Annotated in this window: 18 protein-coding genes; 15 read left to right on the forward strand and 3 right to left on the reverse strand. The window is 44.2% G+C overall.

Annotation, left to right across the window (positions count from 1 at the left end; all coding sequences use genetic code 11):
• The first annotated feature begins 16 nt into the window (after positions 1-16).
• Together HMPREF0999_RS02520 and HMPREF0999_RS02525 are read left to right on the forward strand one after the other, a co-directional pair.
• Positions 17-1360: a gliding motility-associated C-terminal domain-containing protein gene (locus tag HMPREF0999_RS02520; protein ID WP_005857391.1), complete on the forward strand. Its 1344-nt coding sequence runs from the start codon at positions 17-19 to the stop codon at positions 1358-1360.
• Complete coding sequence (locus HMPREF0999_RS02525) at positions 1335-2318, forward strand: lytic transglycosylase domain-containing protein (protein WP_008772325.1); 984 nt, start codon at positions 1335-1337, stop codon at positions 2316-2318. Before HMPREF0999_RS02520 ends, HMPREF0999_RS02525 begins: the two co-directional genes overlap by 26 nt.
• A 110-nt stretch (positions 2319-2428) precedes the next feature.
• Here the strand turns inward: HMPREF0999_RS02525 and glsA are convergent, their stop codons facing one another.
• A complete protein-coding gene (glsA, locus tag HMPREF0999_RS02530; RefSeq protein WP_005857387.1) occupies positions 2429-3394 on the reverse strand; it encodes a glutaminase A in 966 nt (321 codons plus the stop codon).
• Between the two features lie 75 nt (positions 3395-3469).
• Positions 3470-4909: a glutamate decarboxylase gene (locus tag HMPREF0999_RS02535; protein ID WP_005857385.1), complete on the reverse strand. Its 1440-nt coding sequence runs from the start codon at positions 4907-4909 to the stop codon at positions 3470-3472.
• 222 nt (positions 4910-5131) lie between these two features.
• Between HMPREF0999_RS02535 and HMPREF0999_RS02540 the strand changes: the two genes are divergently transcribed.
• The 3 genes from HMPREF0999_RS02540 to HMPREF0999_RS22600 are packed head-to-tail and all read left to right on the forward strand — an operon-like array spanning position 5132 to position 7491.
• On the forward strand, positions 5132-6358 hold the full coding sequence (locus HMPREF0999_RS02540; protein ID WP_009275098.1) for an MFS transporter: 1227 nt from the start codon (positions 5132-5134) through the stop codon (positions 6356-6358).
• Positions 6359-6390: 32 nt separating this feature from the next.
• A complete protein-coding gene (locus HMPREF0999_RS02545) occupies positions 6391-7305 on the forward strand; it encodes a DMT family transporter (RefSeq protein ID WP_005857381.1) in 915 nt (304 codons plus the stop codon).
• Positions 7306-7338: 33 nt separating this feature from the next.
• Positions 7339-7491 (forward strand): hypothetical protein, encoded by a 153-nt coding sequence (locus HMPREF0999_RS22600; protein ID WP_005857379.1) that lies wholly within the window; start codon positions 7339-7341, stop codon positions 7489-7491.
• Between the two features lie 51 nt (positions 7492-7542).
• On the opposite strand, the gene HMPREF0999_RS02550 is transcribed toward HMPREF0999_RS22600, so the two are convergent.
• A complete protein-coding gene (locus HMPREF0999_RS02550; protein ID WP_005857377.1) occupies positions 7543-8049 on the reverse strand; it encodes a GNAT family N-acetyltransferase in 507 nt (168 codons plus the stop codon).
• A 196-nt stretch (positions 8050-8245) separates the two neighbouring features.
• Between HMPREF0999_RS02550 and HMPREF0999_RS02555 the strand changes: the two genes are divergently transcribed.
• From HMPREF0999_RS02555 to HMPREF0999_RS02600, 10 genes are all read left to right on the forward strand, one after another.
• A complete protein-coding gene (locus HMPREF0999_RS02555) occupies positions 8246-8836 on the forward strand; it encodes a hypothetical protein (RefSeq protein WP_005857375.1) in 591 nt (196 codons plus the stop codon).
• Between the two features lies 1 nt (position 8837).
• Positions 8838-9716 carry a DUF2764 domain-containing protein gene (locus tag HMPREF0999_RS02560; RefSeq protein WP_009017298.1) on the forward strand — a complete coding sequence of 293 codons (879 nt, stop codon included), beginning with the start codon at positions 8838-8840 and terminating at the stop codon, positions 9714-9716.
• A gap of 3 nt (positions 9717-9719) precedes the next feature.
• Complete coding sequence (locus HMPREF0999_RS02565) at positions 9720-11477, forward strand: V-type ATP synthase subunit A (RefSeq protein WP_009275099.1); 1758 nt, start codon at positions 9720-9722, stop codon at positions 11475-11477.
• 7 nt (positions 11478-11484) lie between these two features.
• Positions 11485-12801 carry a V-type ATP synthase subunit B gene (locus HMPREF0999_RS02570; RefSeq protein WP_005857368.1) on the forward strand — a complete coding sequence of 439 codons (1317 nt, stop codon included), beginning with the start codon at positions 11485-11487 and terminating at the stop codon, positions 12799-12801.
• 11 nt (positions 12802-12812) lie between these two features.
• On the forward strand, positions 12813-13436 hold the full coding sequence (locus HMPREF0999_RS02575; RefSeq protein ID WP_005857366.1) for a V-type ATP synthase subunit D: 624 nt from the start codon (positions 12813-12815) through the stop codon (positions 13434-13436).
• Entirely contained in the window at positions 13433-15253 is a 1821-nt protein-coding gene (locus HMPREF0999_RS02580; RefSeq protein ID WP_005857364.1) for a V-type ATP synthase subunit I, read from the forward strand. Before HMPREF0999_RS02575 ends, HMPREF0999_RS02580 begins: the two co-directional genes overlap by 4 nt.
• A gap of 54 nt (positions 15254-15307) precedes the next feature.
• A complete protein-coding gene (locus tag HMPREF0999_RS02585) occupies positions 15308-15763 on the forward strand; it encodes a hypothetical protein (RefSeq protein ID WP_005857362.1) in 456 nt (151 codons plus the stop codon).
• A gap of 160 nt (positions 15764-15923) precedes the next feature.
• Positions 15924-16289 carry a BlaI/MecI/CopY family transcriptional regulator gene (locus HMPREF0999_RS02590; protein ID WP_005857360.1) on the forward strand — a complete coding sequence of 122 codons (366 nt, stop codon included), beginning with the start codon at positions 15924-15926 and terminating at the stop codon, positions 16287-16289.
• An 8-nt stretch (positions 16290-16297) separates the two neighbouring features.
• Complete coding sequence (locus tag HMPREF0999_RS02595; RefSeq protein WP_009275100.1) at positions 16298-17767, forward strand: M56 family metallopeptidase; 1470 nt, start codon at positions 16298-16300, stop codon at positions 17765-17767.
• Positions 17764-18255, forward strand: a complete 492-nt coding sequence (locus HMPREF0999_RS02600) for a DUF4934 domain-containing protein (RefSeq protein WP_008779781.1) — start codon at positions 17764-17766, stop codon at positions 18253-18255. Before HMPREF0999_RS02595 ends, HMPREF0999_RS02600 begins: the two co-directional genes overlap by 4 nt.
• The last annotated feature ends 83 nt before the right edge of the window (positions 18256-18338 follow it).

Raw genomic sequence — 18338 nt, forward strand, 5'->3', positions numbered from 1 at the left:
AATTTTTAGACTATATATGCTAAAGAAGGAATTAAGAAAGATACTGTTATCGCTAAGTTTTGTGTTTGTAGCGGCTGTCTCGTGTGCCCAGTATGTGGTGACGGGAGGAAGTGGTAGCCCGATGAAAGCCACGCAGAGTTCCGGCGATTCCGCCGAGCGACTTGAGGTCTACTTGGTGTATGGAATGGATAACGTGACGATTAGTTATACCTCATCCTCTTCTTCTTCGCATCAATGGTATCGTTATAAAACCAAGCGATTGGAGGCCGAGAAGGTGGCCTCCACCCAAAATGGAACTACTTCCACCATTCGGAATGTAGAGGAGGGATATGGTTATTTTGTCGAGGAAGGAGCCGTATCTCGTTACGTCTGGATCGTTGATTACAGCAAATACACCTTAAACATATCCAACCTGCATGTCTCCGATAATAGCGATCCATGTAGCGGATTGGTCTTGGCTGGGACAGGTACGATCCAACCTATTTATTATTATTGGCCGAATACGGGAACAAGACGTGAACTGTCTCGCCAATTTGATGTTATTTATAATACATTGGAATATAATTCGGATAAAAAAGAATATACCTCTAAACAAGAGACGGCGGTCATCGAGGGTAATTTGTTCGGTAAATCCATTCCCGCTCCTTGGTGTGATACGGAGATCTGTGTGAAAGGCGATTATTTCGCTCGTCATTTTGGAAAGGAGGTTACGCTTTGTATCGATGAATATCAGGCCGCTGCAGTAGATGCTCATATAGACACGTTGCTGATTGAGCAAGAGGCCCCGAATATGAATACGACGAAGAGCGGTTATTGCGCTCCCGCCACTGTTCAATTCTCGGCTATCGCGAATACGCCGACAGCCGCCCTGTTTAATTGGAAAATCTATCGGCAAGGGGAAGAAGATAATCCGGTTGTTCGTTTTACGGGTGAGGAAGTGGATTATACGTTCAACCAATCCGGGACTTTTATCATCAAGTTGGAAGTAAGCGACCAAAGCACTACTTGCAGCACGGAAGATGAGGTTCAGATTGATATCTCGGAGTCTTATCTGATGATACCGAACGCATTCTCCCCGGGTACCACGCCCGGAATTAATGATGAGTTCCGGGTTGCCTATAAGTCGTTGGTGAAATTTAAGGCATGGATATTTAATCGCTGGGGCCTACAGATGTATTACTGGACAGATCCGGCCCAAGGATGGGATGGTAAGAAAGGTGGTAAATACGTTCAGCCGGGTGTGTATTTTTATGTGATAGAAGCCGAAGGTTCCGATGGTATTAAGTACAAGGAAAAAGGCGATATAAACATTCTTAGACCTAAAACAATTCAAGATGAAAATGAGAATATCCAAGAATAATTTAGCTAGTTTTTTATGTGGAGGCGTCGTTTGCTTGACCGCATGTATCTCGATGGGTTCGAATGACGTGGAAAAAGTGATAGAGAGCCGTCCGGTTGTCTCATCCATGACCCTGTCGCCGGATGTTCCGTCCTCGGTTCCTTTTTGTGGGAAACTAATCGATATTACCCGCTATGATATGCGGGAAGCCTATGACCGTGAATTGAGTAGCTTTACTTATTTCCATTCTACGACGATGCTTCTGATCAAGCGGGCGAACCGTTATTTCCCGGTGATCGAGCCGATCTTGAAGGCGAACGGCATTCCCGATGATTTCAAATATCTAGCGGTGATAGAAAGCCATTTGGACCCCCGTGTATCCTCTCCGGCTCGTGCTGTCGGGATGTGGCAATTACTGGAGGGCACGGCAAGGGAGTATGGTTTGACAATCACCCCGACGGTCGATGAGCGTTGCCATGTGGAGAAAGCGACCGGGGCGGCTTGCCGCTATTTGAAGGCCGCCTATAAGAAATATGGAGATTGGGCGGCGGTAGCCGCTTCTTATAATGGCGGCATGGGACGTATATCCGGTGAGCTGGTCAAACAAGATGCGGATTCCTCCTTTGATCTCTGGCTGGTGGAGGAGACTACCCGTTATATTTATCGAATCATGGCGATCAAGCAAATTTTCGAGAATCCGTCGAAGTACGGTTTTGTGCTTCGTGCCCGTGACCTGTATAAGCCGATCCCTACCGTAGATGTGGCTGTAAGCCAAGATATACAGAATCTGTCGGCTTTCGCTAAAGAGCATGGGATCACTTATGCGGACTTGAAACGTTTTAATCCTTGGCTCCGTGATCGTAAGTTGGTGACAGGTGGGAAGACCTATAAATTAAGCATTCCTCAAGAAAAGGATATGTATTATAAGACCCCGAATACGGAAGTATACGATTCGGCTTGGGTCGTGTCGGAGAATTGATCCGATTTTTATTGATACAAAAAATAAAGTGTTTCATTTAGATGGTATAACAGCCCATCGTAATGAAACACTTTTTCTATACTACTTCTCGTTTAAACTGATTCAGTCTATTAGTCAACGATCGTCACACGGTGACCGTTGAACACGTTCAATCCGAGTTTATTCATTACATACTTAATAGCAAGCTGTGCCTTTACAGAGTTACCAGCTTGGTCAATAGGAGGAGCGAATGCGGAAATACCGAATTGTCCGGGAAGTACACCCATGACACCACCGCCTACGCCAGTTTTTGCGGGAATACCGGAAGTGTACAACCAATCACCGGTGTGTTCATAAAAACCTACGGTAGAGATCATGGAAGTGATCTTCGGAGATAACTCCGCATCGAATACTTGTTTCTTTGTCACAGGATTAAGACCTAAATTTGCGACCGTAGCGGCAGCGACAGATAGTTGCTTAGCCGTGATACCCAAAGAACATTGACGGGTATACAGATCCAAAGACATATCCGGATCGTCATAAATGCGATTGTAATTCTTTAGCAACCAAGCGATGGAGCGGTTATTGAAGTTCGTTGCAGACTCGGATTTGTAGAGTTCGTCGATCAACTGCGGTGCGCTTCCGCACAAATCCGTGATATTGGCTACGATAGCATCCCACTTCTGTTTGGAATCACCGACAGGCTTCACCATACTACAAGCCGTGATAGCGCCGGCATTTACCAATGGGGTAGAAGGATGGTCGTTTTCCAATAGGATAGCGATGATGGAGTTAAATGGCAATCCGGTAGCGTCGGCACCAATTTTCTCCAATAATTCTTTCGCTCCGTATTGGCGCAGTACCAAGATAGCGGTGTGTACTTTCGATACGGATTCGATACCGAAACGATATTCGGAATCTCCCACCTCGATGGTTTGTCCGTTTAAAAGGCAAATACTGATTCCGAATAGATTTTTATTGATATTCGCCAGATAAGGAATGTAATCGGCATTCTTACCATCCGTATTTGTCTTGTAAAGATCGTAAGCCTGTTGAGCTACTTCCTTTATTTGGGCGATCGTTATTTTTTTGTCCATATATGAATTGGATTAAAGAAGGCGTGTATGAAAACACTGATAGTCCTTTCATGCACGCCTTGATGAATTTTGTTTTTATTTCTTAGCGTTGCTCATTGCGGTGTGAGTAAATACCTTACCCTTAACCGGAACGTTTTTGTCTTGAGCGATGCGAGTAGGAGTCGGATATTCAAGTTTCTCCAATGCCTCTACAGCGTTCTTGATATCACCTAATAACATATCGGCCATATCACGGCTGAAACCTTGACGAACTACGACACGCATAACCACGTAGTTATCCAGCTTCTTCGGTAGTGTATACGCTGGAACCATCCAACCGCTTTGTTGCAATTTATCTTGCAAATCGTAAAGTGTCCATTTGGCGTTCTTAGCGTAATCCGGTTTCATGTACCAAATAAACAATGGATTCACAACCTCGTTGCTGTAATTAACGAATGGGGCCATCTTACCGATTTCTTGGTGGATGTATTTCGTGATTTCCATACTGTTATATTGGATTTGTTTGTAGCCCTCGAATCCGAGACGGATAAACTGATAGTATTGTCCGAGGATTTGTGCGGCAGGACGAGAGAAGTTCAAACCAACCTGAGTGATATTCGCTCCAAGATAGTTTACGCTGAATGCCATTTCTTCCGGCAAATATTTCTTGTCTTTCCAAACAACCCAACCCAATCCCGGGTAAACCAATCCGAATTTATGTCCGGATGTGCTGATAGAAAGAACCCATTTCAAACGGAAGTCCCATTTTGTCTCCGGGCTTAAGAACGGAAGGATAAAACCACCGCTGGCGGCATCTACGTGGATAGGTATATCATAACCGGTCTTGGCATTGTATGCGTCGAGCGCTTTGTCCAAGGCTTCTACGTCATCGTTCAGTCCTGTCCATGTTACACCTTGGATAGGAACGATACAAATCGTGTTCTCGTCACACATCTTAAGTGCTTCTTCCGGATCAAGTGTCGTCTTGTCTAAAGTCAAGGGAACTTCACGCATTTCGATTTGCCATAGCTGGGCGAATTTCTCCCATACGACTTGGAAGCCAGTAGAGATCACGAAATTAGGCTTGTCAGTTGGTTTACCTTGTGCTTGTCTCTTTTTGCGCCAACGTAACCAAGCGGCTACACCACCTAGCATACAAGCCTCTGAAGAACCGATAGCCAAGGCTCCGGTTTTCCATTTTTCTTGCTCGGGAGAATTCCAAAGACTCGCCATGATATTAATACATTTGGCGTTCATAACAGCGATTCTCGGATACTCTGTTTCGTCAATATAGTTGATGTTGATAGCCTCGTTCATCAATTTTGTCGCGTACTCGTCCATATACGTAGTAACGAATGTAGCTAGGTTCAAGCGAGGCTGTGTTTGTGCGAAAGTCTCGTCTTTAACCATTTGATAAGCGATCTCCGGGGTTGTAGGGCCATCTGGAATCTTATCTACAGGAGAGGGTGTCAACATCACTTCTGAGCCAAAAATCGCTGTTTTGGCATCGCCATTTCTGAAATTTGAGTCTTTCATTTTTCTTTAGTTTTTTTGTTAATAAAATGATTTGAATCAATGGAATACTGCTTCCACTGAGCGTTTATGCCAAAACAGATTATGGATTGGAAAGTTTTTTGGATTTACATTATTTGGGGTTTATTAGCGATACAAGTCCAGTCCTCTTGGAAAGAGCGAAAATGATGAACTTTCACATAAAATGTTTGTTTTGATTAGATAAAAACGTAAAACTAAATCTTTATGAGAATACAGACAGGCCGGGGCACAATTCCCCTTATAACTCTGGTAGGGATATGGTCTATCTCCGCTTTAAATGCATTACCGGGTTTAGCGGTTTCTCCGATATTAGGGAAACTTTCCGTTATTTTTCCTCATTCTACGGAACTGGATATCCAGATGCTTTCCTCTTTGCCATCGTTATTGATAATTCCATTTATTATATTGTCGGGTAAATTAACGGAGAAAGTAAATGAGATACGTCTATTGCAATTAGGCTTGGTGATCTTTGCCCTAAGTGGTATTCTATACTTACTCTCTAATAAGATGTGGCAGTTGATAGCGGTGAGCGCCTTAATGGGAATCGGATCTGGCTTGATCGTACCCTTATCGACCGGTTTGATATCTCGTTTCTTTATCGGGAAATACCGGACGAAGCAATTTGGTTTAAGTTCTGCTATTACGAATGTAACGTTGGTATTAGCCACGATCTTAACGGGATATCTGGCGGAGGTGAATTGGCATTTACCGTTTGCCGTTTATCTATTGCCCTTGATTTCCATCGTACTTTCCGTATACTTGAAAAGGAGTATGGAAAATGAGTCGGCGATCGTATCGAAATCAGAAGTGAAAGCCCCTGTTACGGCAGATCCCGTCACGGTTCCGGGTAAATATGGTGTGGATATAAAGCATCTGGTACAAATCATGTGTTTTTATGGATTGGCTACGTATTTAGTGATTATAGTCAGCTTTAACTTACCGTTTTTAATGAAGGAATATAAGTTTACAAGCGGTAATTCCGGATTAATGATATCATTGTTTTTCTTGGCTATTATGGCTCCCGGTTTTATCTTGAATCAGATCGTTGATTTATTTAAGCAAAAGACAAAATTTGTCAGTCTATTGGCGATCGCTTTAGGGATGGCCTTGATTTTGATATCTCGTACGGAATGGCTAATTGGATTGGGATGTATTTTTATCGGTTTCGGATATGGTGTTATCCAGCCAATCGCTTATGATAAAACGACTCGTACGGCCATTCCTGAGAAAGTTACATTGGCATTAGCTTTCGTGATGGCGATGAATTATTTGGCGATATTACTTTGTCCGTTTATTATCGATTTCTTCCAGTCTATGTTCCATGTCAAAAGCCAGCAATTCGCGTTTATTTTTAATCTCTGTATTGCGCTGGTCGCTACGATCTGGGCTTATGTAAAACGAGACTCGTTCCTTTTCAACGATAAAATATGATTTACGAATATAAAACTAAAAAACGATAGACAGTGAAAAATAAGAAAACAGAAGCTAATATTAGCATGGTGGTCTCAAAAACTTTCAGTGGATTGAATATGAACGCCTTGAAATACTTGCTTCCCTTATGGATGAGCCCGTTGACGGGCGCTTCTTTCCGATGCGTGTTTGCGGCCGTGGCGTTTTGGGTGATCGGCTGGTTTATGAAACCGGAGGTTTCTACGACGAAAGATAAGGTGTGGCTATTCTTATTAGGCGCTATCGGTATCTATGGTTTTATGTTTCTTTATTTAGTGGGGCTTAGCAAGACAACGCCGGTCTCGAGTTCTATTTTCACGAGCTTGCAACCGATCTGGGTATTTTTGATTATGGTATTCTTTTATAAGGAAAAGGCTACTTGGATGAAAATACTCGGTATCTTGATTGGTTTATCCGGAGCCTTGGTTTGCATCTTGACCCAGCAAAGCGACGATTTAGCGGCGGACGCTTTTAATGGGAATATGCTATGTCTGGCTAGCTCCGTGTTTTATGCCGTGTATCTGGTATTAAGCCAGCGGATCTTACAAAAAGTAGGGACGATGACGATGCTTCGATATACATTCACGGGCGCCGCTTTCTCCAGTCTATTGATTTTGCCGATAGAAGGCTTTCATGCTCCTTTATTCTCGGAGCCATTTCATTGGTGGCCTTTTGCCGTATTGATGTTTGTGCTTATTTTCCCTACGGTAATCAGTTATCTGTTGATTCCTATCGGATTGAAGTATTTGAAAACTACGTTAGTGGCTATTTATGGCTATCTGATCTTGATCGTGGCAACGATTACATCCCTATTGATCGGGCAAGACCGTTTCAGTTGGACACAGACGTTCGCCATTATCTGTATTTGCGCCGGGGTTTATCTGGTTGAGATAGCGGAAGGAAAAGAGAAAAAGACAGTCAAGGTTTGACTTATTAAATATGAACTATTAAATTGTAGCGTTATGGATAAAAAACAAGAAAAGAAAATCTGGAACTCTCAACTTGCGATTGAGAATCCGAAGAATGATAGGATCGCTGTTATTTACTCTGTAAAAGTTAGTAGTGTACGAATCCTAGAGAAACCTCGTAATCCGAAAAGAGGGAAGACCCGTTGACAATCATCATCCCCTATTCTATATATAAATATATGAATAGGGGATGACTGTCTATTTATTCTCCACTTCCATGCCCATGATATAATCGTTCATGAAATAGCCGTTTCCTATATGATGGTCCCGTGTGCCTATTTCCCGTAATCCCATATGTCTGTAGAAGCCTATGGCGGGATTGTAGCGGTTTACGTATAATTCTATAGTGAAAGGTCCGGTATGTACCTCCTTCAAATAGTTAATACCTTGTTCGATGATAAAACGCCCGATTCCCGTGCCATGCATTTCCGGTAGGGAATAGATCTTTTGAAAATTGTACGTGTTTTCACCTGTTTTCTCTATGGATAAATAGCCTGCCGGCATATCGTCCGCCAATATAATAAAATATTGATGATGTAACTCTTCCATTTGTTTAAGAATGTTATCCGGAGCGTACATCATATCGAACATATAATCCAATTGCTCTTTAGAAAGTATCTTTCCATACGTGTTCTCCCAAATGCGTGAGGCAAGGTCATGAATAAGAGAACGGTCATCAATAGTCGCTTTTCTAATCGTAAACATGTTAATTTTGTATTTTGACTCACAAAGATACAAATAGACGAACAAAAATACAATATAGACGAATGTAAATAGAATTTTACTTGACTAGTGTTATTTTTTAGCTTGATTTCACACTTATTTTGATGTTAATCCGCGAAAAATAATAACTTTGTGGGCGTTTACTATTGAAAAATACAATTCAAATACATAATAGGAAATGGATACAAAGATTCAGGAACTAACAGACAAGATCTACAAGGAAGGTGTAGAGAAGGGGAACGAAGAAGCGGGGCGTATAATCGCCGAGGCCAATGCTCAAAAGGATACGATTCTTAAAGATGCGGAAGCGGAAGCGAAACGTATCGTAGCGGCTGCCGAGAAACAAGCTGCCGAGTTGAAGAAGAATACGGAAGCCGAATTGAAATTGTTCGCCACCCAGTCTGTCGAGGCGTTAAAGAGCGAGGTGACAAACCTTATCACTGGTGATATCGCTAGTTCGAATGTGAAAGCGGCGTTGATGGATCCCGCCTATATGCAGAAAGTGATCCTTGAGCTTGTGAAAAGCTGGCCCGCTAATGAGTTCTTGACTATCCAAGCTTCTGATTCCGATGGCTTGAAGGCGTATTTTGAGGCCAATGCCAAAGGCTTGCTAGAGAAAGGGTATAAGATCGAGAAGGTAAGCGGAAAGAAAGCGTCTTTCTCTATTATCCCGGCGGATGGGTCTTATAAAGTGACGTTTGGCGAAGACGAGTTCATCGAGTTCTTTAAAGAGTTCTTGCGTCCGCAATTAGTAGAAATGCTGTTCTGATATGAGTAAGTATTACTACTTAATCTCCGGACTTCCTAACATAGCGTTGGATGATAGTAAACTAGCCTATTCGGTCTGTGAGTTCCGGACAGAAATAGAGGATATGCTATCTTCTAAGGACAAAAAGCTGATTGATTTATTTTATTTGAAATATGATAATATAAATCTGCTGGCTCACGCTAAAAGACCGGACTCCGATCCGGATCAAAGAGGAAGAATAACGTATGATGAGTTCAATACTTTATATAAAGCGTTGAAGGATGAGGAAAAAATTCCCAAAAATGATAATCTCCCGCCTTATTTCGTGCAATTCTTTAAACTGTATCTAGCCGAAGAGGCTAAGGACACCAAAAGCGAGAAAGAATATATATCATGGGAAGACCGCTTGGCTGCGTTATATTATGAATATGCCATGAAATGTGGGAATAAGTTCGTGGCCGATTGGTTCGAGCTTAACCTGAATATCAACAATGTTCTTACTGCGATCACTTGCCGTAAATATGGATTTGATAAGGCCAATTATATCGTGGGGCATAATGAGATAGCAGAAAATATCCGTACGTCGAACGCCCGTGATTTCGGCTTGGGCGATTCCGTGGAATATTTGCCCGAGTTACAACGCATCGCCGAAGAGACCGATCTGATCGTTCGTGAGAAGAAAATCGATCTTTTGAAATGGAAATGGCTGGACGATAATACCTTCTTCAAGACGTTCGACATAGAGAGTGTATTCGCTTATTTATTGAAATTGGAGATGATAGAGCGCTGGGTAACCTTGGATAAGGCGAGAGGCGAGAAGACTTTCCGTGAATTGGTAGGCGCCATGAAGATGGGTAGTGAGAATGCGTTGGAAGAATTTAAAAGAAACAATATAAAATAAATTATGGCTACGAAAGGAATTGTAAAAGGAATCGTATCCAACCTAGTAACCGTAGAGGTGGGTGGTCCGGTTTCTCAGAATGAGATCTGTTACATTTCTGTCGGAGGCGTGAAGCTGATGTCGGAAGTAATCAAGGTGATAGGAAAGAATGCCTTTGTACAAGTATTTGAGAGCACACGTGGTATGCGTGTCGGCGACGAGGCTGAATTCCAAGGGCATATGTTGGAAGTTACGCTGGGTCCGGGTATGTTGTCCCGCAACTATGACGGTTTGCAGAATGACTTGGACAAGATGGAAGGTGTATTCTTGAAACGTGGCGATTATACGTTTGCGTTGGACAATGATAAGAAGTGGGATTTCAAGCCTCTGGCTAAAGCGGGCGATACCGTGAGCGCCGGTGATTGGCTGGGAGAGGTGGACGAGAATTTCCAACCTCATAAGATTATGGTCCCCTTTAAGTTCGAGGGATCTTATATTGTGAAGTCGGTGGTTCCAGCCGGACAATACACCATCAATGATACGATGGCTGTCCTTACGGACGAAAATGGCACGGACGTAAACGTGACGATGATCCAGAAATGGCCGGTAAAGAAAGCCATCACTTGTTATAAGGAAAAGCCCCGTCCATTCAAATTGCTGGAGACGGGCGTTCGTACGATCGATACCGTGAACCCGATCGTTGAGGGTGGTACCGGATTTATCCCCGGTCCGTTCGGTACGGGTAAGACGGTGCTTCAGCACGCTATCTCTAAACAAGCGGAAGCGGATATCGTGATTATCGCCGCCTGCGGTGAGCGTGCGAATGAGGTCGTAGAGGTATTTACGGAGTTCCCGGAATTGGTAGACCCACATACGGGACGTAAATTGATGGAACGTACGATCATTATCGCCAATACATCCAACATGCCGGTAGCCGCTCGTGAGGCATCCGTATATACGGCGATGACCATCGCCGAGTATTATCGCAGCATGGGTTTGAAGGTTCTGTTGATGGCCGACTCTACTTCCCGCTGGGCACAGGCTTTGCGTGAGATGTCCAACCGTTTGGAGGAGTTGCCGGGACCGGATGCTTTCCCGATGGACTTGTCCGCTATCGTGGCGAACTTCTACGCTCGTGCGGGATTCGTTCATTTGAATAACAACGCTACAGGCTCCGTCACTTTCATCGGTACGGTATCGCCGGCCGGTGGAAACTTGAAGGAGCCAGTGACCGAGAATACGAAGAAGGTGGCCCGTTGTTTCTATGCCTTGGAGCAGGAGCGTGCCGACCGTAAACGTTATCCGGCCGTAAACCCGATCGAGAGTTATTCCAAGTATATCGAGTATCCAGAGTTTCAGGAATACATCGCTAAACATATCTCCCCGGAATGGATCGAGAAAGTAAACGAGATCAAGACCCGTATGTTGCGTGGTAAGGAGATCTCCGAGCAAATCAATATCTTGGGTGATGATGGTGTGCCTGTCGAGTATCACGTTACATTCTGGAAGTCCGAGTTGATCGACTTCGTGATCTTGCAACAGGATGCTTTCGATGCCATTGATGCGGTTACTCCGTTGCAACGTCAGGAATTCATGCTGGATAGAGTCGTGAACGTTTGCCGTTCAGAGTTTAAGTTTGATAACTTCCTTGAGGTTATGGACTACTTTAAGAAGATGATCAACATCTTTAAGCAGATGAACTATTCGGAATATGAGAGTGACCAATTCAAGAAGTTTAATACGGAACTGGATGAACTTTTGAAGGAGAGAATCGAAAATTAAAAGAGTTATGGCAACAAAAGCATTTCAAAAAATATATACGAAGATTACCCAGATTACAAAAGCTACCTGTTCGCTGAAAGCAACGGGAGTTGGGTATGATGAGTTGGCCTCTGTAGACGGAAAGCTGGCTCAGGTGGTAAAGATTATCGGTGACGAGGTGACGTTGCAGGTATTCTCCGGAACGGAAGGTATCCGTACGAATGCCGAGGTGGTATTCATGGGGAAGGCCCCTTCCTTGAAAGTAGGTGACCAGTTAGCCGGACGTTTCTTCAACGCTTATGGCGAGCCTATCGATGGCGGCCCGATCCCCGAGGGACGTGAGGTCGAGATCGGTGGTCCGTCCGTGAACCCGGTACGTCGTAAACAACCCTCTGAATTAATCGCTACGGGTATCGCCGGTATCGACTTGAATAATACCTTGGTAACCGGTCAGAAGATCCCGTTCTTCGCCGACCCCGACCAGCCTTTCAACCAAGTTATGGCGATGGTAGCCTTGCGTGCGAAGTCCGATAAGATTATCTTGGGAGGTATGGGTATGACGAACGACGACTACCTGTTCTTTAAGAATACATTTAGTAACGCCGGAGCCCTAGACCGTATCGTTAGTTTTATCAACACGACCGAGGACCCGTCCGTAGAGCGTATCTTGATCCCGGATATGGCGTTGAGCGCCGCTGAGTATTTCGCCGTGGAGAAGAACGAGAAGGTCTTGGTATTGCTTACCGATATGACCAACTACGCCGATGCCTTGGCGATCGTATCAAACCGTATGGACCAGATCCCGTCTAAGGACTCTATGCCGGGTTCCTTATATTCGGATTTGGCGAAGATTTACGAGAAAGCCGTTCAATTCCCGGCGGGAGGTTCCATCACGATTATTGCCGTAACGACCTTATCCGGTGGTGATATCACGCATGCCGTACCTGATAATACGGGTTATATCACGGAAGGTCAGTTGTATTTGCGTCGTGATAGCGATGTGGGTAAGGTCATCGTCGATCCGTTCCGAAGCTTGTCTCGTTTGAAACAGCTGGTAACCGGAAAGAAGACCCGTGAGGATCATCCACAGGTAATGAACGCCGCCGTACGTTTGTATGCCGATGCCGCCAACGCTAAGACCAAGCTGGAGAACGGTTTCGACTTGACCGACTACGACAACCGTACCTTGTCTTTCGCCAAGGATTATTCTTCTAAGCTGTTGGCTATCGACGTAAACTTGGATACGACGGAGATGCTGGACGTAGCTTGGGGATTGTTCGCTAGATATTTCAGCCCGGAGGAGGTAAATATCAAACAAGGATTGGTTGATAAGTACTGGAAGTAAATTAAATAAACATGGCAATAAAGTTTCAATATAATAAAACCTCTCTTCAGCAATTGGAAAAGCAACTGAAGATGCGTGAACGCTCCCTGCCTACGATCAAGAGCAAGGAGAGCGCCCTGCGTATCGAGGTGAAGCGGACCAAGGACGAAGTGAATAAATTGGAACTTCAGCTAGAACGAGAGATTCAGAGTTACGAGAATATGGTGGCTTTGTGGAACGAGTTCAATCCGGAGTTGATCTCCGTGAAGGACGTGACGCTTTCCACGAAGAAGATCGCCGGCGTGATCGTCCCGTTATTGGACGAGATCAAGTTCGAGATCGGACACTATAGTCTCTTTAATGCCCCCGCATGGTATACGGATGGTATCGAGTTGCTGAAAAAGCTGGCTCGTACCGGTATTGAGGCGGAGTTCTCGGGCATGAAGCTGGAGTTGTTGGAGCATGCTAGGAAAAAGACTACTCAGAAGGTGAACCTGTTTGAGAAGGTACAGATTCCGGGTTATAAGGATGCGATCCGTAAGGTGAAACGGTTTATGGAAGACGAGGAGAGTCTTTCTAAGTCCTCACAGAAGATCATGAGAGCCAATCAGGAGAAACGTAAGGCAAAAGAAGAAAAAGAGGAGGCCGAGGTATGATAGTAAAGATGAGTAAATATGCCTTTATGGTGTACCATAAGGAGTATGATACGTTCCTTTCTACGCTTCGTGACTTAGGTGTCGTCCATATCAAGGAGACAAACTCCGTGATGGATAACGAGAGGTTGCAAGAGCTTCTGGCTGAGCGTAAACAGATCAATACGCTGATGCGTTACTTTAAGAACCTCCATGCGGCGGAGAAAGACGTTAAGTTTGCTCCGGCCCGTGAGTTGACGAAAGAGGAGGGCTTGAAGTTGGTGCGTAAGATAGAGGAATTGCAAGATAAGAAAGCGCAATTGATCGCTTCCAAGCAATCGATCGAGAAGGATCTGGCTTATATGGAAATATGGGGTGAGTTCAGTTATCAAAATATCAACCGTCTGAAAAGAGCGGGATACGATGTTACGTTCTTTACCTGTCCTACCGCTAAGTACGAGCCGGAATGGGGCGTGCTGTATAACGCCATTCTGATCAATAACTTCCAATCGGTAACGTATTTTATCACGATTACCAAGGAAGGTACCTTGATCGATATAGACGCTGAACGTCCGAAGATGCCGGTTCAAGGATTGGCGAAGTTGCGTGCCCGTCTGGATCAACGTACCAAGGATATCCAGAATGTGGAGGATGAGCTGAAACATCGTGCCGTGGAGGATTATAAAACGTTGGAGGAATTTGATAAGAACCTGCAGGACGAGTTTAATCTTTCTAATGCGTTAGTGCAGACAGATCGGCAAGCGGGTGATAAGCTCATGTTGTTGGAAGGTTGGGTGCCGACGGAAAACGCTCCGGCCTTGGAGCACGAGCTGGATAAGCAAGGTTATTTCTTCCAGCAATTAGAGATCGAGGATGGGGATAAGGTGCCTATCAAGCTACGGAATAATAAATTCAGTAAGCTGTACGAGCCTATCACGAAGATGTTCTCCTTGCCTAATTACGGTGAACTTGATCCGACCCCGTTGTTCGCCCCGTTCTTTATGCTGTTCTTCGGACTTTGTTTCGGCGATGGCGGATATGGTTTGCTGGTCATGATCGCTTGTACGATCTTGAAGAAGAAGGTGAACCCGGATTTCAAGCCTTATTTGACCTTGTTCCAGTATTTAGGCTTTGCCGCCTTATTGGTGGGTACTTGTACGGGATCTTTCTTCGGAGTGGCCTTGGCGGATATCCCGGCTTTGTCAAAGATCAAGAACTACTTTGTGAATAGTGACAACTTGATGACATTCTCTATTGTCATCGGTTTGGTACAGATCATATTCGGTAAATGTGTCGCTGCTTACAAGATCAAGATACAGAAAGGAACGAAACACAGTATCGCTCCGTTCGCTTGGGTGTTCGTGATCATATCCTTGGCATTGGCGTTCGGACTTCCGATGTTGAACGTTCACTTGCCGAACGCTGTCGTTATGGTATGTTACGGAATCGCCATCTTGGGTCTGGTTGTCGCTTATTTGTACAATACACCGGGCAAGAACGTATTCTTGAACTTTGGTACCGGACTTTGGAACACGTACAATATGGCCTCCGGATTGCTGGGGGATACGTTATCATACATTCGTTTGTTCGCTATCGGTCTGACCGGTTCCATCTTGGGTGGCGTATTTAATACGTTGGCGGTTACGATGACAGACGGTATGAATATCGTGGCACGTGCGATCTGTATGTTGTTGATCTTGTTAGTGGGTCACTCCATCAATATCGCTCTTTGTACGATCAGCTCCTTGGTACACCCGCTTCGTTTGATCTTCGTGGAATATTACAAGAACGCGGAGTTCGAAGGTGGAGGTAAGGCCTATGAGCCATTCAGAAAAGCATAACAATTAAACGAGAAAATAAAACAATAAAAGAATAATTTAAAAACACATTTTATTATGGAACCAATTTTATTAGCTTATGTAGGTATTGCGTTGATGACAGGTTTAACTTTTATCGGCAGTAGTTATGGTGTTACGATCGCAGGTAATGCGGTGGTAGGTGCGATGAAGAAAAATCCGGATGCTCTGGGTACGTACATCGCTTTAAGTGCGTTGCCTTCTTCACAGGGTTTGTATGGATTCGTGGGCTACTTTATGATGCAGAAGTTCTTGGTCGCTGATATTTCCATGTTGGCCGCTACGGCTGTTTTCGGCGCTGGTTTAGTGTTAGGTTTCGCTGGTTTTTACTCTTCAATCCGCCAAGCTCAAGTTTGCGCGAATGGTATTGCTGGTGTTGGTGCCGGACACAACGTATTCGGTGCTACGATGGTAATGGCCGTATTCCCAGAGTTGTACGCTATCTTGGCCTTATTGGTTGTGATCTTGATTGGCGGAACGATTCCTGTCGCCTAATCATTCAAACATCTGGATATAATAGAGGCCGTCCCGGACATTCCCGGGGCGGCTTTTTTGATTGGATCGATGAATAAACTATCTCTTTTAGTTTATTAACTATATGAATCAGTTTGGTAACTAAAAGTTTTAGTTACTTTGTCGCAAACAAGATAAGGTTATGAAACGACTTACGGCGAAAGAAGAAGAAATCATGGGCTGGTTCTGGCAGAAAGGCCCACTGTTCGTGAAAGAGTTACTTGAATATTACGAGGAGCCTAAACCTCATTTCAATACCCTTTCTACGATTGTCCGAGGCTTGGAGGAGAAAGGTTTCCTCGCCCATAAGAATTTCGGGAATAGCTATCAATATTATGCGGTCTTAACAGAAAAGGAGTATAGCAACGGTACGTTGAAAAATGTGATCGCTAAGTATTTCAATAATTCTTATCTGGGGGTTGTCTCTACGCTGATCAAGGAAGAGGATATCTCTGTGGATGATCTGCGAAAACTAATAGATGATGTAGAACAAGGGAATCGTAAATAAGAACGAATATGGGAATCTTCTTTGTATATATCCTTAAATCATCCGTGTGCTTGACGATATTTTATCTGTTTTATAAGCTATTGTTGAGCCGTGATACCTTCCATCGTTTCAACCGGATCGCTTTATTAAGCTTGATCATGCTTTCGGTTATCATCCCATTTTGTGAGATTACTTTGGAGGAAGCGACGGCCATTCAGCGTCCGGTCATGGATTTGGAGAATTTGCTAGCGGCGGTTTCCATGAGAACGTCGGCAGAATCCGCTAGCCAACCTGTATGGTTACGAGTTATGGTGATAGCCTATATAATCGGAGGGATATTAACGCTTTGTCAATTCGCATATTCATTTTATGCCTTGTTCCGGTTGATGAGACAAGGTACACCGAAGCTGGTGGACGGAATCCATCTGATTCTTATGGACCAACCAGTCGCCCCGTTCAGTTGGATGCAAACGATCGTAATAAGCCGGAAGGATTTTGAGGAAAGTGGGATAGAGATCATGACGCATGAGATGGCGCATATAAAAGCCCGTCATTCCATTGATCTGCTGATCTCCGAGATTTGTATCCTGTTCCATTGGTTCAACCCATCTGTCTGGTTGTTGAGACAGGAATTGCAAAATATCCATGAATACGAGGCCGACGAGAGCGTATTAAATCAAGGCGTCGACGCAAAAAGATATCAATTATTATTAATCAAAAAAGCTGTTGGTGCACAGCGCTTCACTTCTATGGCCAACAGCTTTAATCACAGTTCACTTAAAAAGCGAATAGCTATGATGTTAAAACAAAAATCAAGTCCATGGGCACGGTTGAAGTATCTGTATGTACTCCCGTTGGCAGCCTTAACGGTGGTAGCCTTTGCCCGTCCGGAAATCTCTCACGAATTGGAGAAGATTTCGAGTGTCAAAATTAGCGAAATTATTCCGGTTCAGGAAAAAAAAGAGCCTAAAAGAAATGTAGAAGTTGAGACCCTCGCAAGGGATTCGGTCGTTTCTGAAAAAGATATGCAAGCGATACAGGAAAAGGTCTCGGCCGTGATGGAGAAATACCAGCCGGAGATTGACAAGGCGGTTGAAGAGGCAGTGAAAGCGGCGAATATCGACGAGATCGTTTCTGCGGAAATGGCGAAACACCAGGCTGAGATCGACAAGGCTGTGCAAGCGGCGATAGAGGCCGCCAAGATAAATGAGACTATCGCCGCCGAGATGGAGAAGATTCAACCGGAGATCAACCGAGCCATAGAGGAGGCCATGAAAGCCATAGACATCAATGAGAAGGCTGCTAAGGAGGCATCAAAGGAAAAGTCCTCTTTCTCCGGTATTGTCTACATCGATGGGATGGAATCTTCTAAAGAGAGGATGGACAATTTGAATCCCGATCGTATTGCGTCTATGAATGTGTACAAAGGAAACGAGGCGATCGCTAAATTCGGAGAGAAAGGTCGTAATGGCGTTATCGAGATAAAATTGAAGAAATGATTTTCGCGTATATATGCAAGGTAGGCTTGTTCGGCTCCCTCTGTGCGGGAATGTTTCTAACCTCCTGTATGGAGCGTGAAAACGAAGAAGCGAGCAAGCGGGTGATTGAGGTAGGTAAAGCTATCTCATCGCCTGCCGAGCTGAAAGCCTCTGATTATTTTGATGAGATCCGGTATGTCCCTTTAGAGACGAGGGATGATTGTCTAGTCGGAAGTTCTCCTGATATCAAGTTATTGGATAAATATATTCTGATCACTTCCGCTAACCGGCAATGTCTTTTGTTTGATAAGGCTACAGGAAAGTTTAAATGTCAGATAGGGCATGTAGGGAAGGATCCGGGTGGCTATAGAAACGTAGACTGCTTGGTGGACGAGTTGAACGGGCGTTTGCTGTTTAATGGATGGGGACATGATTTGATTAGCTATAATCTGGATGGCAATTATATCGGAAAAATAGAGCTTCTTATTTTTCTAAGAAAGTATTCTTGAGGTTAGTAAATAGATAATTTGGAAACAGCTTTATTCGATATAACACGGCCTTGTCATGACTGACTTGTGCCGTGTTTTTTTAT

Origin of the sequence: Parabacteroides sp. D25, assembly GCF_000307475.1 — a bacterium.
GTDB classification, from domain to species: Bacteria; Bacteroidota; Bacteroidia; order Bacteroidales; family Tannerellaceae; genus Parabacteroides; species Parabacteroides distasonis.